Raw genomic sequence first — 25475 nt, 5'->3', positions numbered from 1 at the left:
TCAGGTCAGGTCACCAGGACGATGCCGGCGTCACAGCCGGCCGGGACGTACTCCGCGAGCCGGATCCGCAGGTTGTCCTCGCGCTGGGGCTGGAAGAGGTCGTGGAAGACCCCGAGCTCCGACCCGTCGTCCGCGCCGCGCCGGATCTCCTCCGGGCAGTCCCCCGCGAGCTGCGCGTACCCCGGCATGCCGTACCGGGTGGTGGTGAACCTCGGGACCACCCGCTGCGGTTCACCGGCCGGCGGGTCGGCGGGCAGGCAGTGGAACCGGCGGGGCGTGCGCGACCCGGGCCCGAGCCAGCAGAACCGCACGCAGCCGGTCTGCCGGCGCTCCACCCGCAGGCACCCGGTCAGGACGGAGTTCTCCACCAGGCCGACCGCCTCGGTCCGCACCGTGCCGAGGATCGTCGTGCGGCGGGCGTGGAGCACGGCGTGCGCCGGGCGTCCCTCCGGCGCGGACAGCGCGGCCGCGTGCCGCCCGACGGCGTCCAGCACGGTGTCGGACAGCCAGACGGCGTTCGGTTCGGTGGACGCCTCGTCGGCGTCGACCAGGATCGAGCCGATGACGCTGTGGTCGACCTGCAGGCAGGCGGGCGTGTCGACGAGCTCGATGCTCGCCTCCTCCGCGTGCTCGGGCCCGCACTCCTGGTCGAGCGACCAGCCGGGCACCAGGGTGCTGTGCCGCACCACCACCTGGCCGACGCCGCCGCGGATCCGCAGGCCCCGGCCGGTGACCAGCAGCCCGTCGAGGACGATCCTGGGCGGCCGGCCGACCGGAGCGGCCGCCGGGTCGGCGGGGTCGGACCCACCGGGGAGCGGGCCGACGACCTCCAGGGCGTCCGGGCGGTTGCTGTTCCGGTCGAGGACCCGCAGCACCGGCCGGGTCCCCCGGGCGGCCCGCAGGGTCAGCCGGTCCCCGTGCTCCAGCTCGACGGTGAGCGACTCGTGGTAGTCACCGGCGTCGGTGATCTCGATGACGGCCTCGCGCTTGCCGGGGTCGGCGAGCTTGTCCGCCCGCCACTGCCGCAGGGCCTCGCCGATCCCGGTGAAGCCGTTCCCGGCCGCCCGGCCGACGGTGTAGAAGGCCGGCGGACGGCGCGGCGCCGGCGGACGGACGTACTCGCCGCCGCCGAGGTCCGCGGCGGAGCCGTAGTGGTAGTCCACCCAGACGCCCTCGGCCGGCGCGTGCCGGGCGGGGAAGGCGATCCGGCCGAGCACCGGGTCGATCGCGACCCGGTCGTCCGCCGGGTGGTGGCGCCAGCCGGTCAGGTCCGCCGCCACCACGCGGTTCAGCGGCACCGGGTCGTCGCCGACGTAGACGCACAGGCTCTTGCCCGGTCCGTAGAACTGCGCGGTCCGTTCCGCGAAGGCCTGACGGCGGATGAACGCGGGGACGTTGCCCTCCTCCGCGAGGTGCGCCGGCGACGGCTCGGCGACCGGCCGGGTGATCAGTGGCGCGCTGTTGCCGAGCACGCTGAAGGTGAAGTGCCCGCGGGCACGGTCGTCGCAGTGGGCCGGCCCACGGGTGACGGAGTGGGCCCGCAGCCGCCACAGGAACAGGCCGACCGCCGGGATGCCGGACCGCCCCCGCCCGCGTGCCGAGTCGACGCGCCGGACGTCGACGGTGTGGGCGAGGCTGTCGAACGGGCCGTCGACCCGGTCGAGGGCGTCCACGGCCCGCAGGTCCGCGGTGCGGCCCCGGGTGAGGCGGCGCCGGTCGGCGCGCGGGTCGCGGCCGTAGAGCCGCACCGCCTGGGTGACACCGAGCAGCGTGCGGAACTCCACCGCGCGGGCGGGCCACCCCGCGACGTCCTGGGCCAGCTCCTCCAGCAGCGCGAGCGTGCCCTTGCGGCGCCGGTTGGCCACGGTGTGCGCGACGTCCCGGCGCCCGGCGATCGCGGTCAGGAGCAGCCGGGCCGCCTCGGTGGAGCCGGACAGGGCCTCGGCGGAGCCGGGCAGGACGCGGTAGCCGACCAGATCGCCGAGGTAGGGCCCGACCCAGCTCCGGCAGGTCTCGATGAACCAGTCCTCGTAGAGCTGTTCGATGTCCGCCTCGATGACGTCCGCCTGCTCCTGCACCACACCGAGCAGGGCGCGCAGCGGTCCGCCCTGCTCCGCGTCCCGGCGCCGGACCACGGCGGGCAGCAGGTCGTACATCCGGTCGGTGGTCATCCGATCCTCCGCAGTGTCAGCGCTTCCGGGACCTCGGGCGGGAGCACCGCGAGCTGCGCGGGGCGGACCCCCCGGTGGACGGTGAGGAGGTGTCCGGGCTCCAGGTCCGGGGTGACCGTCAGCGGGTTCAGCGCCGCGAGCTCGTCGAGGCGCAGGCCGTACCGCTGGGCGACCCGGGTGAGGGTGTCGCCGGGCAGGACCCGGTGGTCGAGCTGTTCGAAGTGGGCCGGGAGCGAGGGGACGCACGGCTTCGCGGCCGTCAGCCCACCGGCCAGCCCGGCGAGCTGGATCGGCGTCACATCGGACCGGACGCTGTCGAAGACGTCCACGTCGACGTGGTCCACCCCCTCGACGCCCTGCACCGCCGCGACGACCTCGCTGAGGTGCACGGGCCGGCCGAGGGTCCGCGCGGCGAAGCCGAACGCGGTGGCGAGGGCGCTCCGGACCGCCGGTTCGACGAGCTCCCAGGAGTGGTCCGGCAGCACCCTGACCCCGGCGTCGAGCACGATCAGCCGCGACTCCCGGGCCGCGACCCGGACCGGCAGACCGGCGTCGCCGAAGTCCACCAGGGCGCGTTCGAGCGCGACGAACGTGTCGGAGAGCGGGTCGAGCGGTGCGTCGCCGACCGCTGCCACGGTCACGTGGACGACCTCGCGGGTCCCGTCGAAGAGCCGCACCGCGCTCGCCTTGCCGATGCCGGCCCGGGCCCGGGTGAAGTCCTCGTAGTCCTGGACGGAGACCAGCCGGTCGAGCGCGCGCAGTCGCAGCGGGATGACGGCGCGCGCGTCGGCCGGTCCGTCGGCGTCCGCGCCGCCGGTGGCGGGCAGCGGGTTGGTCACGCCGCTGACCCCGAGCGGGCGGGCCGCGAGCTGGTCGATACCGCCCGCCGCGACATTGCCGGCCGTGCCGGCGCCGGTGCGGTACGTCGCGGTGACGTTCTGGCTCCCGGACGGCAGCCGGGCGCCGTGCACCCCGTCGCCGAAGACGACCGACGCGCCGCCGGCCGGGCCACCCTGGGCGCCCGGGCCGCCGTCGCCGGGGTCCGGGCGCAGTTCGTAGCGGTGGTCGGTCGGCCCGGCGAGCGCGAGCGCGGCGCTCTCCTGCCAGGCCACGCCGTTGACCCGGGTGGTCAGGGTGCTGCTCGCGCCGAGCGGGTTGTCGGCCGCGGTCCAGGTCAGCGGGGTCCGGTCGGTGACCAGGTGCAGCCGGAACGCCTGGCCCGGCCGACCGGCGTCACCGCTGCCGAGGATGTCGTCCCGGGTCTCGCCCTGGGTGGCCGCCACGACGTTCCCGTAGATCCGCACCGTGGAGCGCTTGTAGGTGTGGGCGAGCTCGTCGGCCAGCAGCAGCCGGGTCAGCGGACCCTGCCCGGGTTCGAGCACCGGCCGGCCGTCGACGGTGCGGTCCAGACGGTGGGCGACGCCCGCGACCAGGGCGAGTTCCGTGCCCTGGACGCCGCTGGTGTACGGCACGTCGGTCCGTTCGCCCGTCACCACGATCCACCGGCCGGCCCGGAGGCCGTCGTAGCACCGCGCCAGGTCGATCGACGCCTGCCCGACATCGTCGGGGACGGGGGCGCCGACCGGGGTGAGCGGCTCCCCCCGGGCCCACAGCGGGGTGCCGGGGGTGAGCGGCCCCCGGTCACGCGGGAGCGCGGTGTCGAACTCCAGCGCCGTGACGGTGATCTCGGCGATCCTGCGGCCGGCGTCGTTCGGGTCGGTGACGTCCAGCCGGGCCTGCGTGACCCGGTCCGGGCGGAGCACCGTCGAGCCGTCGCCGTCGCCCGTCCCGACGAGCACCGGCCGGCCCGGCTGGATCGCGTCGTGGACGGCGTCGAGCAGGATCCTGGTCACCCCCCGGTCGGCCGGGACCTCGGCGCCCCGTGACGGGGGCGCCGGCTCGACCCGCGCGATGGTCGCCCGGACCCGCAGGACGCTCAGGGCGGCCGTCGCCGGTGGCTCGGTGATCTGTTCGCTCCGCCACGCGTCGTACACCGGAGCGAGCCGGGGGTCGGCGGCGGCGAGCAGCCTGGGGTGCACGTCCGCGTCCGGCCGGAACACCTCGCGGGCCGGGGTGCCGAGGGAGCGCGCGCCGCGCGCCGGGCGGGACGGGGCCCGGCGCAGGGCCGGGAGGACGGGCGTGAGCGCGACCAGGGCGGTCGCCGGGTACGGGTCCGGGCACTCCTCGCACCCCGTTCCCGGCGGCTCGTCGTCACCTTCGCCGTGGTCGTGACCACGCCCTCGGGGAAGGTCGTGGCCACAGACCAGTGACCGGGCCAGGGCACGCAGCTCGGCCATCTCCGGGGGGCTGCGGCGCGCGATCCGCGCGGCCAGCCCGGTCAGCGCCCCGCCGGCGTCCGCCACGGCCCGCAGCTCGGTGCCCAGCCAGTCGGCCAGCGCGCAGCTCGCGCCCAGGGCCGCCGGAGCCGCCGCCTCGGCCAGCCGGCGGAGGTACCGGGCCGCCCGGCCCAGCGCCTCCGCCGGGGTCGTCGTGGGGGTGAGCAGCGCCGCCAGGGGTTCCAGGACGTCGCCGACGATCCGGGCCGCGGCCGGGTCCAGCGAGGCGACCGGGGCGCCGGCCGCCCGGTCGAGCGCGGTGGTGAGGCGGGTGACCGCACCGGCGAAGGCATCGAGCGGGGTGGCGGACGACACCAGCGTCACAGCGGTCCGGCCGGCGACGAAGTCCGCGGTGGAGCCGGCGACGGTCCTCGCACGCACGTCCGGCCGCAGGCCGGCGGGGGCGAACTCGAAGAGCAACCGGTCGCCCTCGCGGAGGTTGGCCGAGACGCCGTCGACGGCGAACTCCACCAGCGTGCTGTCGACCTCGGCGGCGGTGAGGTCCGGCGGGTCGGTCAGCCGGACGGCGAGGGTGTTCCACTCCTCGCGGACCACCAGGTCCTCGTCGGTCTCGAAGGTCTGCGGCAGGCCGCCGTTCTCGGCTCTGCCGCGCACCGCCGACCCGGCCGGGACGAGCCCGCGGGCACCGGGGTCGAGCGTGTAGGCGAGGTGGGTGCTCGCTGCCAGCGGTGGCCTCGTCCGGTGTCCGGCGAGCCGGCCGAGCAGGCTGATCGACTCCGGCTCGGTGGCGGTCCGCAGGTAGCCCTCGTTGGCGATCCGCTCCTGGTAGAAGGTCAGCACGTCGCCGACGGTCGCCCAGCAGTCGAGCAGGGCGACGGCCGGGTCGTCCGGGTCGCGGGTGGTGAGCGGGTCGAGGGCGCGGCGGCTCGACAGCCGGGCGAGCATCGACGCGCGGAAGGTCGGCCAGGTGCCGGCCCGGTAGGACAGGGCCGGCAGGCCCGGCGGGTTGGACACCGGCACCGGGGTGAGGGCCCCGGCCCCCGCGCGGCAGCCGCATCGGCAGCTCATCGGCCACCCTCCAGGTCGAGTGCGAGCCGGCCGTTCTCCGGCCGGGACGGGTCGTCGTCAAGCCGGGCGGCCTCGAACGGGCCGATCGGCAGGAGACCGGTGGCCAGGGCGTCCCCGGGATCGGCGGGGCCGGCGAACAGGCGGGCCAGTCGGGTGACTTCGGCGTACCGGACACCGGGCACCGCCACCGCCGCGGCCACCAGCCGACTGGCCCGTACCGGTTCGCCGAAGTCCATCGCGTCCGGCGCGAACAGCGCGGCGAAGACCGTACGGAGGGCGGCTCCCACCTGACCGGCCACCGCCCCGGGGTCGACCCGGACGCGCAGGGCGAGGTCGAGCGGCACCAGGGTGGCCGCGGACACGGCGAGGTCGTGCCCGACGCGGCGGTAGCGGAACAGCGCGTCCCGGACGGCGTCCAGCAGGTGGTCGGGGGCGGTCGCGGTGCCGAAGGCCTCGACCGCCACCCGGGCCTCGTACCAGCTCCCGGTCCAGCGCAGCGCAGCGGCCGCCCGCCGGACCCCGGGGGTGCGGGCCGCCAGGGTCGCGTAGTCCTGCGCGGTGACCGCCCGCAGCAGCCGACCGGCCGGCTCCACCGGGGCGAGCCGGCGGACGTCCTCGACGGGCTCCGGATCGACCCCGCCGCCGGCGGGCAGCGGGTTGCGCACCACGCGGATGCCGTCCTGCCGGGTCGAGCGGAACACGATCCGGCTGATCACCTCGGCGCCGACGTTGCCCGCCGTGCCGTTGCCCACCCGGTAGCGCACGGCGCACTGCCGGCCCGGACCGTCCGCGAGCGGGAACGCGGCGCCGTTCCGGCCGTCACCGAAGCGCAGCCGCAGCACCCCGTCGTCGTCGCTCTCGCCGACGAGGTCGCGGTCGGCGGGGCCGCTGTCGAGCAGGTCCCGGCGGGGCCGCCAGTCGTGGCCGTCCTGGTCGGTGAGCCGGACGGCGGGCAGCGCGTGGCGCGGGTCCCGGGTGAGCGCGGCGGCCGCCGGCCCCCGCAGGGCCGGGGCGCTCTCGCGCAGCCCCTCGCGCTCCTCCTCGCCCCAGCTCTGGCCGAGCTCCCAGCCCTCCGCGTCGAAGCGCAGCACGGTACCGGCCCGCGCCCGGCGCAGCAGCTCGGCCCATCGGGCGAGCTTCGCCGCGAGGAGGTCGTCGAAGCGCCCGAGCAGCGTCCGCAGCGCGGGTCCGGGCCGGTGGTCGAGCCCGGCCCGGCGCAGGGCGCTCTCGCCGAAGAGGGTGACCAGGTAGGCGCGGTCGGCGGGCGGGAGCTGCCCGTGCTCCGGGGTGAGCCGGTGCCAGATCTCGGTGAGCCGGTGCCGGGCCCGGTCCGGCAGGCCGAGCAGGAGCCGGGCCTGCGCGGTCGCGACGGCGGCCGGTGGGGGGAACGGCGCCGTCCTGGTCACCGGGGTCTGTCGCAGCGCGGGCGCGAAACGGACCGGCAGCGGTGGGTACGGCGGCCGGGTGGCGGCCCGGTCCTCGTCGGGGCAGCCCCAGCGCTCCGGCGGCGGGCAGCCGGGTTCGGCCGGCGGGACGACGGGGACGTCGATCGTCTCGGGCGGCCGGTGGCACCAGTCGATGCTCCGGCCGTGCTCGACGAGGACCGTGTTCCCCCGGGCCACCCCGATGTCGAGATCGGCGCAGTCGGGGCCGCCCCGGCCGCCGACCCGCAGCGAGAAGGCCAGTGCGTCCTCGGGCGCCCAACCGACCCGCAGGATCGGCTGGTCGTACAGCCGGTCGACGTCCTGGGCGACCGAGAGCAGCCGGACGGCCTGACGACGGGTGCGGTCGGCGTCGGCGGCGACGCCGGTGGTCGCGCCGAGGACCTCCTCGAACACCAGCACGTCGCCGGGTCGCAGCCGCAGGATCCGCTCTCGCCGCGGGTCCTGCGGGGCGCTGTCGACGAGGGCGGCCGAGGTCGTCCCCACGGGCAGGCAGTGGTCGGCGTCGCCCCAGGTCCACAGGTGGATCAGGCTGTGGGCGCGGTAGAGCGCGACATCCTCGGTGTGGACCGGCTCGAAGACCTCGTAGGGCGGGAGGTCGCGGCGGTCGAGGTCGGCGGCCGGCACGGCGGCGCCCGCGCCGGGCGGTGCGCCGTCGACCCGGGTGGCGAAGCGGAAGTCGCCGGCCGGCAGCGTCAGGTCCTGGTCGGTCTCCAGGCAGACCCACGCCCGGGCCGCGCACCCGTCGTGCATCCGGTAGTCGACCAGCCTGGCGTGGCGGCGCACCGACACCCGGCGCCGCGCCGTGTCGAGATAGGCCTCGGTGGCCACCGCGTCCTGGTGGTAGCTGAGCCGGTCGCCCTCGGCGGCGAGCAGTTCCACCAGGGTGATGCCGAGGTCGGGCACGTGCCGTTCGGTCCACCCGGGCACGGTGAGGGCCAGCCGGTCGAGCATCAGCCGGCGGAAGCTGTCGTAGTCCTTGGCCAGGTAATCGATATCGGGCACGGCGTCGATGCCCGGCGCAGCGCCGAGATGGGGCACAGCGCCGATGCCCGGCTCGGCGCCGTCCTCGGCCCGCTCCTCGGCGCAGTCAGGACCGACGCTCTCCGGCCGGAAGGTGAACTCCGTGCTCGCGTAGCAGCGGTCGAAGCCCGGGTGCGGTTCGGTGCCCGGCCTCCCGTGCGGATCGGTCCGCACGACGCTCAGCCGGTAGACCGAGAGGTCGCCCGGCCGGTCGACCCGGAGCAGCAGGCGGTGTCGCGACCGCCCCTCGCCGTCGGTGTGCCGGCGCACCTCCAGGACGGCGATCCCGGTGATCCGCTGTCCGCCGTCGACGCGGAAGTTCGCCGCCGTCAGCCCGGGCGGTGCCTCGCCGAGGAGGGTGACGACCAGGTGGTCACCGCGGCCGCCCTCGCGGACGTCGACGCCGTCGATGCCGCTGAGGCCGGCCGCGCGCACCCTGGCCCGGCGCCGGTCGTCGCCGCGGGTCATCGCGTCACGCTCCCCTCGATGACGTCCGTGCGCACCTGGCCGGTGGCGAGGAGCAGGTACCGCAGCTCGATGCGGAGCGTGCTCTCCTCGGCGGTGACCTGGAGCGAGTCGACGACGATCAGGTCCCCGAGCCAGCGCTGCAGCGCACCCTCGGCGGACACCTGGAGCGCGGCCGCGAGTTCGACGCTGTCGGGTTCGAAGACCAGGTCGAGCAGCCCGCAGCCGAAGTCGGGCCGGTTCACCCGCTCGCCGGGCGTGGTGAACAGCAGTTGCTCGATCATGTCCCGTACGTGGTCGGGGTGGTCGCGGTCCGCGGTGCGGCCGCGCGCGTCGATGCGGAAGGGGAAGGCGATGTCCATCGGTGCACCTCGCTCATGATCCGGTGACCAGCAGCTGCATGGCCATCACCAGGGGTGGCCCGGGGGTGGGCGAGCCGACGCAGACCCCGCCGCCGGGCACCGGGGGCGGGGTGGGCGGCGGTGCCTGGGTCAGCATCGGGGCACCGTTGACCAGCACGGCGGAGACGTTGGTCCACTGGACCGTCGCGCAGGGCGTGGGCGCGGCGCAGCCGGCGACCAGGATCCGGTCGGCGGTGGTCGCCACCGCCTGTCCGCCGACCAGGGCGCCGGGCGGGCCGGACGGCAGGACGGTCGCGGTGCCGCCGTGCGGACAGGTCATGGTCATTCCGGTGTGGACGGCGAGGCCGGGCATCGTTCCCCCTTACGTCGGTACGACGAGCGTGCCGTTGTTGATGATCACCGAGGTGCCGGCCAGCCGGATGCTCGCCAGCCCGGGGCCGCAGGACAGTTCGATGCCGGCCTCGCTGAGCTTGATGTACGGCCCGGCCGCCCCGCGCAGTTGGAGCCGGATGCCGCCGGTGGGTTCGGTGGCGTCGGTGAGCAGCACGTAGTTCCCGGCCGGTGTGCTGAGCACGACCTGCGGCACCTCGGGCGGGACCAGGGCGGCCACCGGCGGCTGCTCCAGCGTGCCGCCGCGCCAGAACCCGGTCCAGACGGCCCGGTTGACGTCCCCGTCCTCGAACTTGATCCATACCCCGGACCGCACGGACGGCACGATGTGCATCCCGGCCGCCGCATGGTGCGGGGTGGCCCAGATGCACGGGTCGTCGCCGAGCACGTCGTCGACCCGGACCATGATCCGGTTCTGTTGCAGGGGGTCGAAGGTGGACACCACGACTCCCCGGTAGAGGTCCCGGAAGTCGGGCTGCTGGTTGGCGTTCGACGTCGTCACGGCGCCACCCGGTCGGTGAGGGCGCCGAAGCCGTCCCTGGCCAGCGCGAAGCTCTGGGTGTACGAGCCGCGCCTGACGTCGTGGGTGACGCTCTTGACGTAGTAGAGGCCGTCGTAGGCCGGCCCCGCGCCGCGCACGCCGACCAGGCCGCGGGCGGCCAGCACCCGGCCGTAGCGCAGGACGTCCAGCTTGCCCTGTCCGGTGACGGCGTCGGCCGCCTTCGACGTCACGCTCACCGCGCGCAGCATCGCGTCGGTGATCGAGCGGTCGGTCAGCTTCACGAGCGGTTCCTCCCTGAGGGCGACCGCCGGTCGGGCGGCGAGCGGTGGCTTCAGCAGACTGAGCGCGGGGATCGGCACCGAGACGCCGATCTTGGTGTTCGGCTCGGTGATCCGCACCGTGTACTGGGTGCGGGCCAGACCGTCGAAGGAGAAGGACAGCGACTCCACGTTGTCGGCGGCCCCGGAGTTGACGGTCAGCGCGGGCTGCGGGACACCGACGCGGATCTCCGGCCCCCAGTAGCCGACGCTGGTGCCCGGTACCGGGCCCGGCACGAGGTAGCAGGTGTACCCCACCTCCTCGCCGAGGCTGCGCAGGTACTCCAGGTCGGTGCTGGACTGGACGGGGATCCGGTCCAGCGGGTTCGGCACGGTGGGGACGATCGTCGGGACGGCGACCGGGACCACCCCGTAGAGGGCGTACTTGAGCAGCACGAGGGTGGCCCTGACGTGGTGCGGCATGGCCGGGTAGCAGGCGTGCTCGGTCCGCAGGTCCATCAGCAGCGTGAGGTCCTCGCCGGTGACGGTGAGCGTCGACGCCCCGGGTGTGTCGCTCGGGCTCAGCTCGTGCCGGGTGATCACGCCGTCCATCAGCACCTCGGTCGAGCCGGCGAGCACCACCGCGACGATCACCCGCGTCGGCGGGTCGAGCAGCCCGGCCGGCAGCAGGACGCGGGTGATCACGGACCGCTTGCTGACCGCGAAGGTGAGCTGGAACCCGCTCCGCGACCCGGCGCTCGACGTCACCTGCACCGACTGCAGCGCGTCGATCAGCGGCTGCGGGGCCGGCGCGGTGACGACCCCGCCGATCCGCAGCAGCAGCTGGACGCTCCTAGCCACGGGCGGCTCCCGGCAGCAGCGGCGAGCCGGTGGCCGGCCCGGCGGCGGCGGGCAGCGTGATCCGCAACCGCCGCCCGGTGACGAGGAGTTCGTCGGGGTCCAGGGCCCGGTTCGCGTCGGCGAGCTGCCAGGCGAGTTCGGCGTCGCCCAGCTCGGCGAAGGCGATCCGGTCCAGCCGCTCGCCCGGGGCGACGACGTGCTCGCCCAGGTCCGCGAGGTCCTCGGGGTGCGGCACGAAGCGCCGCCGCACGTAGGTCACCGTCCGCCCGTCCGGCAGGCGGCAGTTCGCGGTGGGCAAGCCCCAGTAGCGGCTGGTGATGGCGAACACGGCGCTTCCTTTCGTTGTTCGGCTCTGTGCTGTCCCGGCTGCGGCTGCGGCTCGGTGCCCGCACGGCTGCGGTCCCGGCTTGCGCCGGCACGGCTGCTCTCCCGGCTCGGCGCTGTCCCGCCCCTGGTGTCGTCCCGTCAGACCCGGGGTGTGCCGATGTCCGAGATCGGATGGCGGACGGTCTGCGCGAAGCCCTCCTTGCGCCCCTGGTAGGTGAGGTAGAGCACGCCGCCGTGGTGCTGGTGCCCCAGGTCGTCGACGGTGAGCACCCGCACTCCGATCCCCACCTTCGCCCGGACCGGGTTGAGGGCCTGGTCGAAGAACTCCTCGGTGACGGAGAACTCGGTGATCCGCACGGGCACCACCCGCTTCGGTCCCAGCACCAGGACCAGCAGCGCGGACTCCGACGGCGCGACCTCGAACTGCCCCTCGCGCGCCAGGGCGTCCTCGCGCAGCAGCTGACGCACCGTGGGGTACATCGTCAGCTCCAGTGCGGAGAGCACCGGATACAGTCCGTCCGGGTACTTCTCCGGCGCCGCCGTCGCGTCGAACTCGGCCTCGAACCTGAACTGCTCCTGCGCGGGCCCCTTGAGCCGCAGGACCTCCAGCCGGTCGCCCGGCTCGCTGCCGATCCCCTGCGGTGTCAACGTCCTGGTGAGGGTGTCCGGGTTGTACTGGAACGGGATGGTCCGCAGGACCGTGCCCCGGTCCGGGTCGACCAGGACGAACCCGCCCCGCACCGGGTTCAGCGCCCCGGGGAACGTGCTCACTCCCGCACCCCCGTCACTCCCCCGGGCTCCGCCCGCGACCACGCCCCGGTGGGCCCGCTCATGGTGCCTCCCCCTGCTCCTGGTGACGCGCCGCACGCGTCTGCCCGGTCCGGCGCAGCACCGGGACCCCGGTGCTGCGGGCCGCGATGTCGGTGGCGATCTGGTCGGCGTGCGCGCGGATGTGCTCGATCACGGTCTGCTCCCACCAGGTGCTCTCGTACGGGTGGTCGAGCAGCAGCCGGGACTCCTCCAGCAGGCGCCGCAGCCCGGGCGGGCGCCCGCTCAGATCGGGGAGGGTGACCTCGCGGACGGCGAAGGTGCGCGGACCGGTGTGTTCGGCGAGGTGCCGGCGGCCTTCGGCCACCTCGCGCTGCTCGGTGGAGAAGGTCGGAGCCGTGTCGGCGATCTGCTGGTCCAGCACCAGCAGGACCGCCGCGGCCGTACCGGAGGGCAGGTCCGGCGTGCCGGCCAGGACCCGCAGGGCCGTGGCCCGGTCCCGGTCGAGCCGCTCGTGCGCCGCCTGCCGCTGCGGCTGGGTGACGGCCGCGGCGACCACGGCCGCGTCGGCGTCGAGCTGATCGGCGAGGGCCGCGGTGCTCACCGCCGTCCGGCCCTGACCGGCCTGCCGGACGGCGTCGGCCGCACCCTGCAACTCCCGGTTGATCTTGGCCAGTTCGGGATCGTCCGGCGCGACCGTCCCCAGCCAGTCGCGCAGTTGCCGCAGCCGGCCGCCGACCTGTTCCGGGGCCCCGGCCGTGGCCCGCAGGAGGGCCGCGACCCCGCGGATGCGCCCGGCCGTCTCGGCCCGCATCGCGGCGAGGTCGAACGGGGCCGGCTCGGTGTTGCCCCGGGCGGCGATGCGCAGTCCGGCCGCCCGGCTCTCGGCCGCCTCGCGGTCGCGCCGGTCACGGGTCTGCAGGAAGAGGTCCCGCTGCTCCCGTTCGGCCTCCGTCCCGGCCGGCCAGGCGGCGGCGTCGAAACCCAGCCGCCGGGTGGGCCCGCCGCCCGCCTCCGCCCAGGCCTCGGTGATCCGCTCGCGCAGCCGGCGGTCGGCGACGGTCGCGACCTTGAACGCCAGGCCGAAGAACGGGCTGTCCGCGTGGTCCTTGGCGATCTGACTGTGCGACGGGCCGGCGATCGTCGGCTCGGGCGTGGCCTGGAGGTTGCGTTCACGACGCGCGGCGGCCTCCCGGCCCTCGCGCTCCTGCTCGGCCACGCTGCGGCCGGTGAAGCGTCCTTCCAGCTCCATGGCCCGGCGTTCGGCCTCCGGAGTGGTGGTCCGCGCCTGCCGGGCCCGGGCCTCCCGCAGCGCGACGATCAGACTGGTGTCGGCCACCTGGGCCCCGAGGGCTTCGGCCTGGAAGCGCTTGGCGGCCGGCACCATCAGGTGCTCGTGGATTCCCGCCCGGACGGCCCGCTGGACGGCGACCACCGTCACGTCCCGCACCGACTGCGGGACGATCGCGGGCAGCAGGGTGCCCAGGTGGTAGATCTGGTCCATCGGCAGGCTCAGCAGGGTCTCGACCGCCCGGCCGGTCACCGCGCTGTACGGCGGCCGCCCGTAGGAGCCCAGCGCCCCGAGCAGGGTCTGCCGCAGGCCGTCCCGGAACTGCTTGTCGTTCTGGAGCAGGTGGCCCGTCACCCGCAGCTCGGCCTCGATGAACCGCTCCTCGCTCTTCGCCTCGGCGATGGTCTTGGGGTCGGGCAGCGGTGTCAGGAGGAACTTCACGAACTCGCTGGTGAGCGAGATCTTCGTGTCGGCGCCGAGGAACGTACCGGTGGAGAGCACCGGACGGTTGCGCAGCGCGGCCGGTCCGCGCCCGACGTCCACCGACGGCAGGAAGGCGAAGGCGCTCCGGTCGGCGCCCCGGAGCCGGGGCAGCAGGTCGGGGTGCTCGGCCAGCACCTTGTTCACCGCGATCTCGACCCAGTTGGAGTGCGCGTAGAGGTCCTCGACGGCGTGCAGCGCGGCCCCGAAGTGCAGCAGCCCGTCCGTGCCGCGCCCCCGTCGCACCGCCAGGTCCAGCCGCCGCTCCACGTGCAGGTTGGTCCGCCGGATGTAGGCGAGCACGCCGGCCCGGTCCACCGAGAAGACCGGTGCGGCGGTGCCCGCCGCTCCCCGCTGCACGGCGGCGGCCGGTTCGGGCGGCTCCTGGGGGGTCACCGCCGACGGCGGCCGGGTGAGGGCCCCGGCGACCGGCGGCGCGGCGGTGACGGTGGGCGGGCCGGCGAGCAGGTCGTCGGTGGAGGTGAGCCCGCCGGGGTTGTCGATGTGCTCGGCGGGGATGTAGTAGCCGAACTGCTCCGGGGTCATGCTCCGGCCGAACTTCTTCGCGGCCATGTAGGCCAGCATCGAGAACAGCACGTCCGCCGGCAGGATCCGCAGCGCCAGCGGGACGAACACCTGGTTGAGGTCGCGCATCCAGTTCCCGAAGTAGACCGCGCCGGCCTCTTCGTTGCTGAACGCCGACGGGTCCTCGCGGCCGGCGGCGTCGGTGGTCAGCCCGACCCGCTCGGCCGCCTCGTGCACGGGAGCCTCGAACCGCTGCACCGTCCGGAGCCCGGCCGTGACCGGGCCGGGGCCGCGCACCGGGCGGGCCGGCCGGGGCCCCGGCCCGGCGCGCAGCGCGCGGTCGGCGACGGCGTCCGCCTCGCGTTCGTGCCGGTCGCCGGGCTCGCTCAGCCGCAGGCCGCCGCCGATCTCGCGGCCGGCCACCGGCCCGGCGGACTGCTGGACGACATGGGCGAGTTCGTGGGCGAGCAGCATCCGGCCGGCCCGGGTGCCGGTGTCCGGCAGCCCGTCACGGAACACGATGTGCGTGCCGGCGGTCCACGCCCGCGCGCCGATCGCGTCGGCGGAGCGGCGGGCGGCGTCCCCGGAGTGGACCCGAACGGCGCTGAAGTCGCTGCCCAGCCGCTGTTCCATGTCCACCCGGACCGCGGTGGGAAGGGACCGGCCCGGGGCGCCGAGCACGGGCCCGAACTCGTCGGCGTCGACGACACCGCGGACCGCCCCGGACCCGGTCGCGCGGCGCTGGATCACACCGGTGGGAACGGTGCGGGCACCGTGCGGCCCGGCGGCGTGCGCGGGCGTCCTGCCGTTCTCCCGGTGACCCGCCGACGCCCGGACCGCCTCGGCGGGCACCACCGCCCTCCCGGTCACCGGGCCGCCTCCCGGTCCGGCCGGACCACGGCGCGGTGGACGGAGCGGGCGACGGCCGCCCCGAGCGCGGCCGGCCGGTGGCCGCCCCGAGCGTCCGGGGCGGCGTCCGGGGCGGCGAGGCCGCGCACGCCGCGCGACTCGCCCCAGGCCCCGGCCGGCGCGGCCGCGGCCAGCCTGGTCAGCTCGGCGTGCAGGGCGGCGCGGAACGCGCCGGGATCCGCGCCGACCCCGTCGAGGACCAGCCGCTCGATGTGCAGTTCGATCCTCATCGCCCCGGGGTTCCTTCCCATGCGAAGTCGCGTTCGGTCATCGGGAGTTCGAGCTTCAGGAATTCGCCGCGCGCCGAGGCGAGCACCTGGGGCATGGTGATCGGGCCGCCCGCCGAAGCGGCGAGGAAGGCCGCGTTGAGCGCGATGTTGCGGATCATGCCGCCACTGGCCTGCAGCCGGGCGAGGCGCGCGTAGTCGAGTGCGTCACACGGAGCGGCCGGCGGGAACGCCTTCTCCCAGATCTCGTGACGCTGGTCGGGGCCGGGGAACTCGAACTCCACGATGAACCGCAGCCGCCGCAGGAACGCGCTGTCCAGCGCCGAACGCAGGTTGGTGGCCAACACGGCCAGGCCCCGGAAGGCCTCCATCCGCTGGAGCAGGTAGTTGACCTCGATGTTGGCGTAGCGGTCGTGCGCGTCCTTGACCTCGCTGCGCTTGCCGAACAGCGCGTCCGCCTCGTCGAAGAACAGGATGGAGCCGCCGCCCTCCGCCGCGTCGAACAGCCGGCCCAGGTTCTTCTCGGTCTCCCCGATGTACTTGCTCACCACGGCGGACAGGTCGATCCGGTAGAGATCCAGCCGCAGGTGCCCGGCGAGCACTTCGGCGGCCATCGTCTTGCCCGCACCGCTCGGCCCGGCGAACAGCGCCCCCAGGCCGAGGCCCCGGGTGACGCGTTCGCCGAAGCCCCAGGTCTCGTACACCGTGGTGCGGTGCGCCAGCTGGTCGGCGATCTCCCCGAGGGCCCGGCGGCTGTCCGCGGCCAGCACGATGTCGTCCCAGGTCGCCCTGGTCTCCAGGCGCTGTGCCAGGGCCTCCAGCCGCGGCCGGGTGCGCAGTCGGCAGGCCCGCCAGGCGGCGGCCGGGTCACCGCCGGCGACGGCCGCCACCTCGCGGATCGCCGACAGTTCCAGGCCGAACTGCGCCGCGAGCGCGTCGCTCTGCTCGCCCGGACCGTACTCGGCCCGCCAGGCCTCGGCCCGTTCGGCCGGGGTGGGCGGCGCGACATCGAGCACCGCCGAGGCGAGGCCCAGGTCGGAGCGGCTCTCCCGGCCGACGAGCAGGCGCGCGCCGCCGGCGGTGCGGGCGAGGAACCGGGCCGGCCCCGCACCGTCGGACCCGCTCTCCCCGGGGCCGGCGTCCCCGGTGTCGAGGTAGAGCGCGAGCGGCAGCAGCATCGACTCGCGTTGCCACAGCCGGGCCAGCTCGTCCAGTTCGGCCGGTGCCACCGGGAGCAGCCCCGCCGGGAGCCGGCAGGCGACCAGCCCGCACGCGGCCGCGGCCCGGGCGGCCACCGCCCGCCGGCCCGCGCCGTCGGGACCGTCGGGGCCGACGAGTTGGACGAGTGGCGTACCGGGCCGCCGCCAGGCGCGGACGATCGCGTCGGCGACGTCCTGTTGGGAGGGCGGCAGCTCCGTCCCCTGCTCCGGGTCGAGCCGTTCGATCACCAGCGCCAGTCGGTCGTCGAGGTGGTTCAGCCCCTTCACGTGGTTGACGATCCGTTCGTCGGCCCGCAGCGCGCCGGCGACCAGGCCCTGACCGGCGGTCCGGGTGATCTCCAGGAGTCGCCAGTACCGCAACCCGCCCTGTGGGGAGAGCGCGTCCCAGGCCGGGTCGGGCAGCAGCGCCAGCGCGAGGCCGAACGTCGGGTGGGCCGCCCACTCGTCGCCCTGGGCGCGCGCGTACAGCCGGGTGATCGACGGGTCGAGTTCGGTCGCCACGCACAGCAGGAGGGTGTCGCGCTCGAACCGGGAGAGCCCGAGCCGGTCGGCGAGCTCGACGAGCGGGGGCGGCGGCGAAGCCTCCTCGGCCTCCCGGACCGCCCGGGCGGCGGCCTCGATCTGCTGCTCGGTCACCCGGCCACCGCCCGCGGCGGGAGCGGTGGCCGGGTGACCGTCGGCGGCGGGGGCGGGTCCGGGGCGGTGGAACAGCCGGGTCCGCGCCGTCCCGCGCGGGGCGGGACCGACCGGCTCCGGGGGCACCGGAGCCTCGCCGATCGCGCGCCGCAGCAGGAGTCGCAGCCAGAGCAGCGAGGCGGTGAGGAAGCGGCTGTTGGCGGCCTCCGGCCCGTCGGCCCCGCCCACCTCGACATGCTGCGGGTCGCTCATCAGATCACCGCCACCGATTGGGTCGGGTCGAAGGACGGCCTGACGCCGGAGCGGTCGATCAGCAGGCTGTCCACGCCGGCCACCCGCAGCCGTACCGGATGGCGCCCCTTCGCCGCGTGCGGCACGGTGAACCGGACGCTGCCCGCCGGCCGGGGCGCGCCGGGGCCGGGCGGATCGGGCGGCACGGCCCGGCCGTCGAAGACGAGCAGCACCGGCTGACCGGGCAGCGGCGCGGGGGCACAGGTCAGCTCGATCACCGCGCTGCCGTCCGCCGCCCGCGGCACGGTCGCCGGCAGCTCGGTGATCCGGGGCGCGACCGCGAGCGGCACCTCGTTGGTGACCGTCACGACCGACCGGGCCACCCCGCCCTCGGTGACCTGCCTGGTGAGCGCGAGCCCGACCGACCAGAGCCCGGCCGGCATGCCGACGGCCCCGACGGTGAACCGCGCCCCGCCGTCGGTGAGCGCCCCCGGTGCCAGCGGGACCACCACCTGGGCCGGCAGCAACGGATGGCTCAGCCGGACCTCGGCGGAGCGGGCCGCCAGGCCGTGGCCGCGCAGCGCGACCTGCTCACCCGGCCGGGCGGCCGGCTGCCGGGCCGGCGGCACGGCCGCGGTGAGGGCGGGCAGGCCGAGCGGCAGACCGACCTGCGCGCCGGGCCCTTCGTCGTCGCGGCCCCGCTTGAGCACGGGCACCGGTGTACGGGGGGCGCGGCGGCTGTCGATCAGCACCGCGCCGACCTCGTAGGCCACCGACATCCGGTACGGCGACTGGAAGGCCGACCAGAGCGCGTAGATGTCCTTCTCGCCGAACGGCTGCCAGGTGATCCTGATCCGGTCCAGCTGCTCGGCGACGTCGCTCTCCGGTGCGAAGGCCGCGAGCTCGCCCCGCTGCAGCACCGGGTTGTCGTGCAGGGCCCGGACGGCGCGGGCGAGCAGCCGGTGCGCGTCCAGCCCCGGATCGTGCCGGACGAACGGGGTGATCAGATAGTGCAGCACCAGCGGGAACGGCCCGCCCCCGCTCTCGCCCGGGGTCAGATCGGGCCGGTCCGCGTTGCGCAGCGCACCGGACACCTCGGCCTGGAACAGGTAGATGTTCACCAGCTTGTCGCGGGTGCCGCCGGCCAGCTCGTCGAGCGGCCGGGTGTCCACGCCGGCTCCGGGGACATCGGCGAGCGCGCCGAGGACGAGCCCGCTCAGCGTCTTGGTGACGGCGGCTACCGCCTCCTCGTCACTCATCGGCGCTCACCTCCCGACCGCGTCCGCAGGTAGTCGTCGAGGCTGGTCGGCGGCGGCCGCTCGGGCCGCCGGCGGGCCGGTGCGGAGGGCTCCCGGGGGGCCCTGACCTCGATGCGGCCGATGGTGATGTGCACGGTCGGCTCGGCGGCGGGCCCCCGTGACGGCCGCGGGCGCCCGGCCACCGGGGCGGGGACCGCCGGGCGCGGCACGGTGGGGAGCGGCCGGACGGGGTGTTCCCGGACGGGACCGGTCACGGCATCGGCGACGGCGCCGGCCACGGCATCGACCGCCGGTCCGGTCGGGGTGACACTCGGGGGCTCGGCCGTACGTCCGGCCGTCCGTCCGGTCGTGGGCCCGGTCGTGGGCCCGGTGGCGGTGTCCGTACCCGGCCGGAGCGCACCGGCCGGGCCCCGGCCGACGGGCGGCGGACCGACGGGCGGCGGACCGACGCGTGGGTGGTCACCGGGCAGGTCGGCCACGGGTGGACGGTCGGCGGGCGGGTGACCATCGGGCCACCGGGCCGGGCCCGGTGCCTCCTGCCACTCCGACGCCCGGGCGGCGGTGGGTCCGGCGGAAGGCCCGACGGAAGGCCCGGCCGAGGTCCCGGCCGGGCGCCCGTCGACGCTCCCGCCCGGCGACGGAGGCCGCTCCGCGACCGCACCGGCCGGCCCGGAGCCCGGCGGCCCGGCCTCCCCCGCACTGCCGCGCGCCCCGGCCGACCGTCCCGAGCCGTTCGGGGCGGCGAAGCCCGCTCCGGCCGGACCGGACGGTGACGTGGGCGCGGACTCCACCGAGGGCGCGGCCGATCCGCCCGACGGCAGTGGCTCCTCCGCCGGGTAGCGGGCCTGCCTGGGCTCGAAGAGCGATCCGGTCAACGGCCGGATCGGCGGACTGCCCGTCCCGGCGGCGCCCAGCAGGCGGCTCACGAAGTCGGTCATCCCGTCACCAACTCCAGATAGCTCTGCCGACGTGCCGGACCGATCGCGAGCACCTCGTCCTCCGACCAGCCGTAGGCGCTCGCCAGCACATGCACGTCGTGCACCAACCGCCGTGCGTAGGAGTCCAGTTCCGCCCACAGGTGGGCGGTGATGTCGAACGGCGACACCCAGGCGTGTCCGCACACGACGCAGTCGAGGTCCAACCGGACATCCGCCTGCGGGTCCTGCGCGGACAGCGCGCCGGACAGCGCGTCCAGGACCGCGTCCGGCAGATCCTCGGGGGCGACCTGTCGCCCCCGTGCCACGGCCGAGGTCAGGACCCGGCCGAGCAGGGCCCGCCGGGCGTCCGGGGTGCCCGCTCCGACGGTCAGCAGGTCCCGGCCGGTGATCAGCCGGAACTCGATCTCGAAGCCCTCGACCCGCAGCCGGCGGTCACCGTCCGGCGCACCGGCCCGGACGTCCTCGGCGGTCAGCTCCAGTTCGAGCTCCTGGTGACAGCACGGACAGGTCACCGCGCACGGGAGGAGCGGTCCGAAGCACCGCTCCCGCAGTGCGAGCACCAGGCCCCGGCAGGCCCCCACCGGGAGGTCCGCCACCACCGACGGATCGGCGCCACCGGCGGCGGCGAGCACCAGCGCCCGCCGGGCGCTGTCCGTGCCCCGGCCGGCCTCCCACACCGCGAGCAGCCCGGCCTCGGTCAGCACGGCCGGGGCCGGCGGCCCCGCAGCCGGCACACCTGAAGTCGGCACACCCGCGGCCGGCGGGTCGAGGATCTGTGCGCCCATGGTCAGGCCGGATCTTCGAAGCCGGTCTCGGCCGGCTCGGGCAGATCCTCGCGGACCCAGCCCTCGTTCTCCAGCTTGACGTGCTGGATGGCGACCGCGTTGGCGTTGGCGTCCAGGTCGGACACCGGCTGGTATTCCGAGACCCAGCAGTTGAACACCTGATAGGACAGCACCTTCTGGCCCGCCTCGTTGAAGACGTCGACCACGATGTCCCGGCGGAAGTCCTTGAGCGAGGATTCGAGCCCGCTACCGGAGTTGTGGTAGCTCCACACCCGGTTCGCCCACTGCTCGAACACCTTGTCGTTGGTGACCCCGCGTTCCAGCGTGATCGGGTCGTACTCGGTGCGCCCCGGAAGCTTGGTGCTGGTCGCCGGGTCACCGCCGCTGCGGTGCTTGATCACCTCGGTGCTGCGCTTGAAACCGGTCACCTTGCTCACACCGGCGATGTAGTCCGTCCCGCCCCCGAATCTGACCCGGAACCGGAAGTTCTTGTAGGGATCGCGCCGCTTCGTCCTGCTGTCCGCCATGGCTGCCCTTCCTCGTCACCCGTCACCGTCACCCACCGACCGTCACCCACCGACCGTCACCCACCGACCGTCACGCATAGGCCGTCACGCATAGGCCGGTCGGCCTCACACCTGGATCTGCCCGGCGAGCTGCTGGATGTGGATGATCACGAACTCCGCGGGCTTCAACGGGGCGAAGCCGACCTGGATGTTGACGATCCCCCGGTCGATGTCGTTCTGCGGGTTGTTCGTCGCGTCGCAGACCACCTGGTAGGCCTCCTGCGGCGTGCGGCCCTGGAAGGCCCGCTGGCGGAACAGGGTGTTCATGAACGCGCCGACGTTGAGCCGGATCGACGACCAGAGCGGCTCGTCGTTCGGCTCGAAGACCACCCACTGGGTGCCCCGGAACAGGCTCTCCTCGATGAACAGCGCGAGCCGGCGGACCGGCAGGTACTTCCACTGGTCGGCGAGGATGTCCGCGCCCCTGAGGGTGCGCGCCCCCCACACCACGGTGCCGGCCACCGGCTGCCGGCGCAGACAGTTGACCCCGAGCGGGTTGAGGATGCCGTTCTCCTGGTCGGTCATCAGGACCTGTGGCGCGACCACCCCGCTCAGCCCGGCGTCGGTCCCGGCCGGGGCCTTCCACACCCCGCGCGCGACGTCCGTCCGGGCCCACACCCCGGCGACCGCACCGCACGGCGGGAAGTCACGGACCACGTTCTGCTGCGCGGGGTCGGCGATCATGACCCGGGGGAAGTACACCGCCGCGTTCTTGGCGAGGTCACCCGTCAGCGGCAGCCCGCTGCCGCCCGGCGCGGCGGCCCTCGCCACCTCGGTGACACCGCGCCAGCCGTCCGGCGGGTCCACCAGCAGCATCGCGCGGCGGTCGAGGCAGAGCCTGGCCGCCTGGGCCAGGATCCCGGCGGGGTGGTCCCCGTCGCCGTTCTGGCCGGGCGGCCCGGGCAGACAGAGCAGGTTGAAGATGTCCGCCTTCAGCAACTGGTAGATGCCCTGCTTGCCGTCACGGACCGGCGAGCTCTCGCCCAGGTAGTCGGCGGCGACCGGGGTCGCGGTGCCGTCCAGGCCGTTCGCGGCGTCGACGTACCAGTCGCCGTGGCCCGCGCCCTTGCCGTCCGGGAACGGGTCCTGACCGGCCGGGACGTCCGCTCCGGCGGCGGGCAGCCTGCCGTCCGCCGCCGCCGGGACGGTGACCAGGGCGGAGCCGGCGAGCGCCACACTGAGCCGGCTGCCGCTGTCCGGGGCCGTCCCCACGTTGAGGTAGGTCTCCGTGACGCCGGTGGCCGTGTCGCGCAGGGTGAGGTTGAAGCTCTTCTGGCCGGCGGCGTTCGCCGCCTTGTCCCTGGTCCGGTAGTCCACCCGGGCGCGCAGCCGGTTGCCCCAGTCGCCGGGGCTGACGGCGGTGAGGGTGATCGCGTCGGCGGCCGCGCCCGACGCGGCCGCCAGGGTGACCGTGGCGGCGGCCGGGTAACTGGGCCCGCCCGCGGGCGCGTCGGCCGGCCGGTGCGCGACGATCCGCACGACCAGCGCCTCGGCGCCGCCGTTCTGGAAGAACTGGTAGACCGCGTAGCTCAGCTCGCTGGTCCGGTCCAGGCCGCCGAACTCGCGCTCGTAGTCGGACCAGCCGGTGACGCGCACCGGGTCGGTGACCGAACCGCGCGGCGCCGTCCCGACGAACGCGGCGACCGAGGTCGGCACCCCGACGACGGTGCGCACCGCGCTCGGCAACTCGTCGACATAGACACCGGGATAGGTGGGACTGATCGGCATGGCCCTGGCTCCCCTCGCACCGCCCGCGGGTCCGTTCACGGTGTGCCGCCCACGATGTCCGCCCCGCCGTCACCGCGGCGTCACCGGCACCGCACCGCGCTGTTCCCATCAGGTGACGCCGCGGTGACGGCGGAGCCTCCCGGACAGCGTGAGCGCACCGGCCCACCGGGCGGCCCGGCCGGGCGCGCCACCCGACCGCCGCGCATTCCTCCGCCTCGCCCCGCATGAAGTCGACGACCCGGGGCAGCCGGTTCCGCGAGCGCCGCCGGGCCATCCCCGGCACGGCACTAGCGTGCGGAAGGGAGACAGTTGTGAGCAGCGACGTCAACATCTGGGAGTTCCGTTCGACCTCCGGCTACGTCACCGGGTCCGACCTCGTCGACTTCCGGGTGGAAGCGGTCGACGGGCACATCGGCAGGATCGACAAGCTGTCCGAGCAGGCCGAGGCCCGGTACCTGGTGGTGGACACCGGGCCGTGGATCTTCGGCAAGTACGTCCTGCTGCCCGCCGGCACCGTCATCCAGGTCGACTTCGAGGAGCGGAAGGCCTACGTCGACCGGACGAAGGACGAGATCCGGAACGGACCGGAGTTCGACCGGCACCGGCACGACGACGACACCGGCTACCAGGAGAAGTACGCGGGCTACTACGGTCCCTTCTACGGCGGACCGCTGATCTGACACCAGACATCCGGAACAGACGCGACCGGACGGCCGCCCCCGGCAACGGGGCGGCCGTCCGGTCCGGCAAGGGGAGGCAGCCATGGCGGAGATCCGCGGAGCCGACGGGCACACCGTCGACCTGACGGGCTACCGGGTCGACGGCCCGGACGGCCGGATCGGCCGGGTGGACCGCCACTCGGACTTCGTCGACGAGCGGCACCTGGTGGTGGACACCGGTCTCTGGGTGTTCGGCCGGGAGGTGATGGTGCCGATGAGCGCCGTCACGGCCGTCGACGAGGACCGGCGCACCGTCACGCTCACGCTCACGCACGCGGAGATCGACCGCCTGTACCGCGCGGAGACCTCCGGCTGACGGAGCGTCGCCGCGGCGGCCCACCCGGGGCCGGGCCGCCGCGGGCGACCGCACCGACGGGGCCCCGCTACAGCAGGCGCTTGATGTCACCGCGCGCCCGGTAGAAGCCGCCGTCGCCCGACTCCAGCACCTCCGCCACCAGGTAGCGGGCGCCCGGCACCCGGATGTCCTTGGGGAACTGCACCCGGCGGTTCGCGTCGAACCCGGCGGACACCACCCGCACCCGTACCCGGCCGCCCTCCTGGACGCACTCCACCTCGATCCCCTCGGCCGCGCCCGCCGAGCCGGCGACCACCGACTCCAGATCGGCACCCGCCACGGCCGCCTGCCAGCCGCTGCCGTCCACCTCGGCCGCCTGCGGCACCCGGCCGTCCTGCGCCGCCGTCACCGCCTGCTCGCTCGCGTCCAGGCAGGCCAGCGACCCGTCGGTGGTCACCAGGTACAGCCGGTCGTCGCGGTACTGCATGCTGTACGCCGAGCCGCAGCCCGTGCCGAGCTTCCACAGCCGGGTGCCGTCGGCGGCGAAGCAGTAGACCGAGGAGTGGTTGTCCCCCGCGAAGACGTACCGGCCGTCGGGCGAGGAGGCGCAGGAGAACACCGCGGCGTCGCAGCGGTAGCGGGCGGCCTCGGAGCCGTCCGCCTTGCGCAGCCGGTGGACCCAGCCGAGCGAGGTGCCGGCGAACACCTCGTCACGCTCCTGCCAGCCGAACAGCACGGCCCCCTCGGTCGGGGTGTGCCAGACCGGTTCGCCGCCGCGCGCCGCGTAGCGCCCGACGCCGCGCGCGTGGCCGTGGTAGACGCCGTCGGAGTCGCAGCGCACCATCCAGCCGTCGGTGCCGGTGGCCTTGCGCCGCCACTGGAACTCGTCCTCGTGGTCGACGGTGGTGATGCCGCCGCGCGCGTCGGCGACCCCGAGCACGCCGTCGTGGATGTCCAGCCAGTAGATGTCCACGTCCGCGGCTATCTCGTACGCCACCCGCGGCACCTTCCCGCCCAGGTCGTACACCTTGCCGTCGTCGCACCCGGCATAGATCCACCAGTCGTCGGCCACGATGCACTTGACCCCGTCGGGCAGCCCGTACCGGCCGGTGACCCGGCCGTCGTGGGTGAGGGTGTAGACGTCGCCGCGCTCGTTGCCGACCCAGGCGTGCTCCTCCCCGACGAAGATCCCGAACGCCGAGGCGCCCGAGCGGAAGCGCCACAGCACCGGCGCCTGACGGGCCGTCGACCCACTGCTGACGATGGCCCGGCGGGTGACCTCGCGCCGCTGCCGCACCCCGCGCACCGCCGGGGCGTACCCCTTGCGGACCTTCTCCCCGAGCTTCTTCGCGGCGGCCGAGGCCGCCTTCTCCACCGTCGGGTAGGAGGTGGTCTTCTCCTGGCCGCTCTCGCCGATCCGCCCGTACCTGACCGTCACGGCCGTCCCGGCGACCCGGACCTCGTAGAACTTGTGCGCGCTGCCCGCGTCCTCGGACAGTTCCAGGTAGGTGACCTGCTCGTCGGCGGCGACTGGCATGGCAAGAGCCCCTTTCGGGCGACGTTCGGAAGCGTCGTCGCACGGGTCGCGCCCGCCGACACCGCCCAAACTAGCCACCGCCACCGACAACGGCCCGGGTGGGCCCCCGCGGACGGCCCGGGTGGTGACCGGACCGGCACGCGGCCGCCACCCGGGCCGTCGGGCGGCTCAGCCCAGCCGGGCGGCCAGCCGGCGC

General features: G+C 75.3%; 19 protein-coding genes. 2 read left to right on the top strand and 17 right to left on the bottom strand.

All coding sequences use genetic code 11. The annotated features are described in order from the left end of the window. Positions 1-5: 5 nt before the first annotated feature. The 16 genes from ACFXHB_RS24385 to ACFXHB_RS24310 all read right to left on the bottom strand — a co-directional run bounded on the left by ACFXHB_RS24385 (position 6) and on the right by ACFXHB_RS24310 (position 22728). A complete protein-coding gene (locus ACFXHB_RS24385) occupies positions 6-2171 on the bottom strand; it encodes a hypothetical protein (protein ID WP_380576728.1) in 2166 nt (721 codons plus the stop codon). After that, positions 2168-5482: a putative baseplate assembly protein gene (locus ACFXHB_RS24380; protein WP_380576727.1), complete on the bottom strand. Its 3315-nt coding sequence runs from the start codon at positions 5480-5482 to the stop codon at positions 2168-2170. Before ACFXHB_RS24380 ends, ACFXHB_RS24385 begins: the two co-directional genes overlap by 4 nt. 50 nt (positions 5483-5532) lie before the next feature. Beyond that, positions 5533-8469 (bottom strand): putative baseplate assembly protein, encoded by a 2937-nt coding sequence (locus tag ACFXHB_RS24375; RefSeq protein WP_380576726.1) that lies wholly within the window; start codon positions 8467-8469, stop codon positions 5533-5535. Continuing rightward, complete coding sequence (locus tag ACFXHB_RS24370; protein WP_380576725.1) at positions 8466-8828, bottom strand: GPW/gp25 family protein; 363 nt, start codon at positions 8826-8828, stop codon at positions 8466-8468. The genes ACFXHB_RS24375 and ACFXHB_RS24370 overlap by 4 nt, the downstream gene beginning before the upstream one ends. A gap of 13 nt (positions 8829-8841) precedes the next feature. After that, positions 8842-9180, bottom strand: coding sequence for a hypothetical protein (locus ACFXHB_RS24365; RefSeq protein WP_380576724.1), 339 nt, complete (start codon positions 9178-9180; stop codon positions 8842-8844). A 9-nt stretch (positions 9181-9189) separates the two neighbouring features. Then, positions 9190-9720 (bottom strand): phage baseplate assembly protein V, encoded by a 531-nt coding sequence (locus ACFXHB_RS24360; RefSeq protein WP_380576723.1) that lies wholly within the window; start codon positions 9718-9720, stop codon positions 9190-9192. Further along, entirely contained in the window at positions 9717-10838 is a 1122-nt protein-coding gene (locus ACFXHB_RS24355) for a hypothetical protein (protein WP_380576722.1), read from the bottom strand. Before ACFXHB_RS24355 ends, ACFXHB_RS24360 begins: the two co-directional genes overlap by 4 nt. Further along, positions 10831-11166 (bottom strand): LysM domain-containing protein, encoded by a 336-nt coding sequence (locus ACFXHB_RS24350; RefSeq protein WP_380576721.1) that lies wholly within the window; start codon positions 11164-11166, stop codon positions 10831-10833. Before ACFXHB_RS24350 ends, ACFXHB_RS24355 begins: the two co-directional genes overlap by 8 nt. A 137-nt stretch (positions 11167-11303) precedes the next feature. Then, on the bottom strand, positions 11304-11936 hold the full coding sequence (locus tag ACFXHB_RS24345; RefSeq protein WP_380576720.1) for a hypothetical protein: 633 nt from the start codon (positions 11934-11936) through the stop codon (positions 11304-11306). A 58-nt stretch (positions 11937-11994) separates the two neighbouring features. Continuing rightward, complete coding sequence (locus ACFXHB_RS24340; protein WP_380576719.1) at positions 11995-15099, bottom strand: DUF4157 domain-containing protein; 3105 nt, start codon at positions 15097-15099, stop codon at positions 11995-11997. Beyond that, a complete protein-coding gene (locus tag ACFXHB_RS24335) occupies positions 15096-15368 on the bottom strand; it encodes a hypothetical protein (protein WP_380576718.1) in 273 nt (90 codons plus the stop codon). The genes ACFXHB_RS24340 and ACFXHB_RS24335 overlap by 4 nt, the downstream gene beginning before the upstream one ends. After that, positions 15365-17473 carry an ATP-binding protein gene (locus tag ACFXHB_RS24330; RefSeq protein ID WP_380576717.1) on the bottom strand — a complete coding sequence of 703 codons (2109 nt, stop codon included), beginning with the start codon at positions 17471-17473 and terminating at the stop codon, positions 15365-15367. The genes ACFXHB_RS24335 and ACFXHB_RS24330 overlap by 4 nt, the downstream gene beginning before the upstream one ends. Further along, complete coding sequence (locus ACFXHB_RS24325; protein WP_380576716.1) at positions 17473-18711, bottom strand: DUF4255 domain-containing protein; 1239 nt, start codon at positions 18709-18711, stop codon at positions 17473-17475. The genes ACFXHB_RS24330 and ACFXHB_RS24325 overlap by 1 nt, the downstream gene beginning before the upstream one ends. A 934-nt stretch (positions 18712-19645) precedes the next feature. Continuing rightward, the gene (locus ACFXHB_RS24320) at positions 19646-20434 is read right to left on the bottom strand and encodes a hypothetical protein (protein ID WP_380576715.1); all 789 of its coding nucleotides are present in this window, start codon (positions 20432-20434) and stop codon (positions 19646-19648) included. A gap of 2 nt (positions 20435-20436) precedes the next feature. Further along, positions 20437-20961, bottom strand: coding sequence for a phage tail protein (locus ACFXHB_RS24315; RefSeq protein WP_380576714.1), 525 nt, complete (start codon positions 20959-20961; stop codon positions 20437-20439). A 105-nt stretch (positions 20962-21066) separates the two neighbouring features. Further along, positions 21067-22728: a phage tail sheath family protein gene (locus ACFXHB_RS24310; RefSeq protein WP_380576713.1), complete on the bottom strand. Its 1662-nt coding sequence runs from the start codon at positions 22726-22728 to the stop codon at positions 21067-21069. Positions 22729-23039: 311 nt separating this feature from the next. Here ACFXHB_RS24310 and ACFXHB_RS24305 point away from each other — a divergent pair, with 311 nt between their 5' ends. Together ACFXHB_RS24305 and ACFXHB_RS24300 are read left to right on the top strand one after the other, a co-directional pair. Then, complete coding sequence (locus ACFXHB_RS24305; protein ID WP_380576712.1) at positions 23040-23408, top strand: PRC-barrel domain-containing protein; 369 nt, start codon at positions 23040-23042, stop codon at positions 23406-23408. A gap of 82 nt (positions 23409-23490) precedes the next feature. Then, positions 23491-23763: a hypothetical protein gene (locus tag ACFXHB_RS24300; protein WP_380576711.1), complete on the top strand. Its 273-nt coding sequence runs from the start codon at positions 23491-23493 to the stop codon at positions 23761-23763. A gap of 67 nt (positions 23764-23830) precedes the next feature. Here ACFXHB_RS24300 and ACFXHB_RS24295 read toward each other — a convergent pair whose 3' ends face one another. Then, the gene (locus tag ACFXHB_RS24295; RefSeq protein WP_380576710.1) at positions 23831-25279 is read right to left on the bottom strand and encodes a WGR domain-containing protein; all 1449 of its coding nucleotides are present in this window, start codon (positions 25277-25279) and stop codon (positions 23831-23833) included. Between the last annotated feature and the right edge of the window lie 196 nt (positions 25280-25475).

Origin of the sequence: Kitasatospora sp. NPDC059327, assembly GCF_042752535.1 — a bacterium.
Taxonomy (GTDB): domain Bacteria; phylum Actinomycetota; class Actinomycetes; order Streptomycetales; family Streptomycetaceae; genus Kitasatospora.
This window is presented reverse-complemented; position numbering and strand designations above follow the sequence as displayed.

Bases quoted from the DNA above. Each gene is read 5' to 3' on its own strand.
- ACFXHB_RS24385 (WP_380576728.1), bottom strand. From the start codon at position 2,171: ATGACCACCGACCGGATGTACGACCTGCTGCCCGCCGTGGTCCGGCGC.
- ACFXHB_RS24375 (WP_380576726.1), bottom strand. From the start codon at position 8,469: ATGACCCGCGGCGACGACCGGCGCCGGGCCAGGGTGCGCGCGGCCGGC.
- ACFXHB_RS24370 (WP_380576725.1), bottom strand. From the start codon at position 8,828: ATGGACATCGCCTTCCCCTTCCGCATCGACGCGCGCGGCCGCACCGCG.
- ACFXHB_RS24365 (WP_380576724.1), bottom strand. From the start codon at position 9,180: ATGCCCGGCCTCGCCGTCCACACCGGAATGACCATGACCTGTCCGCAC.
- ACFXHB_RS24335 (WP_380576718.1), bottom strand. From the start codon at position 15,368: ATGAGGATCGAACTGCACATCGAGCGGCTGGTCCTCGACGGGGTCGGC.
- ACFXHB_RS24330 (WP_380576717.1), bottom strand. From the start codon at position 17,473: ATGAGCGACCCGCAGCATGTCGAGGTGGGCGGGGCCGACGGGCCGGAG.
- ACFXHB_RS24325 (WP_380576716.1), bottom strand. From the start codon at position 18,711: ATGAGTGACGAGGAGGCGGTAGCCGCCGTCACCAAGACGCTGAGCGGG.
- ACFXHB_RS24320 (WP_380576715.1), bottom strand. From the start codon at position 20,434: ATGGGCGCACAGATCCTCGACCCGCCGGCCGCGGGTGTGCCGACTTCA.
- ACFXHB_RS24315 (WP_380576714.1), bottom strand. From the start codon at position 20,961: ATGGCGGACAGCAGGACGAAGCGGCGCGATCCCTACAAGAACTTCCGG.
- ACFXHB_RS24310 (WP_380576713.1), bottom strand. From the start codon at position 22,728: ATGCCGATCAGTCCCACCTATCCCGGTGTCTATGTCGACGAGTTGCCG.
- ACFXHB_RS24300 (WP_380576711.1), top strand. From the start codon at position 23,491: ATGGCGGAGATCCGCGGAGCCGACGGGCACACCGTCGACCTGACGGGC.
- ACFXHB_RS24295 (WP_380576710.1), bottom strand. From the start codon at position 25,279: ATGCCAGTCGCCGCCGACGAGCAGGTCACCTACCTGGAACTGTCCGAG.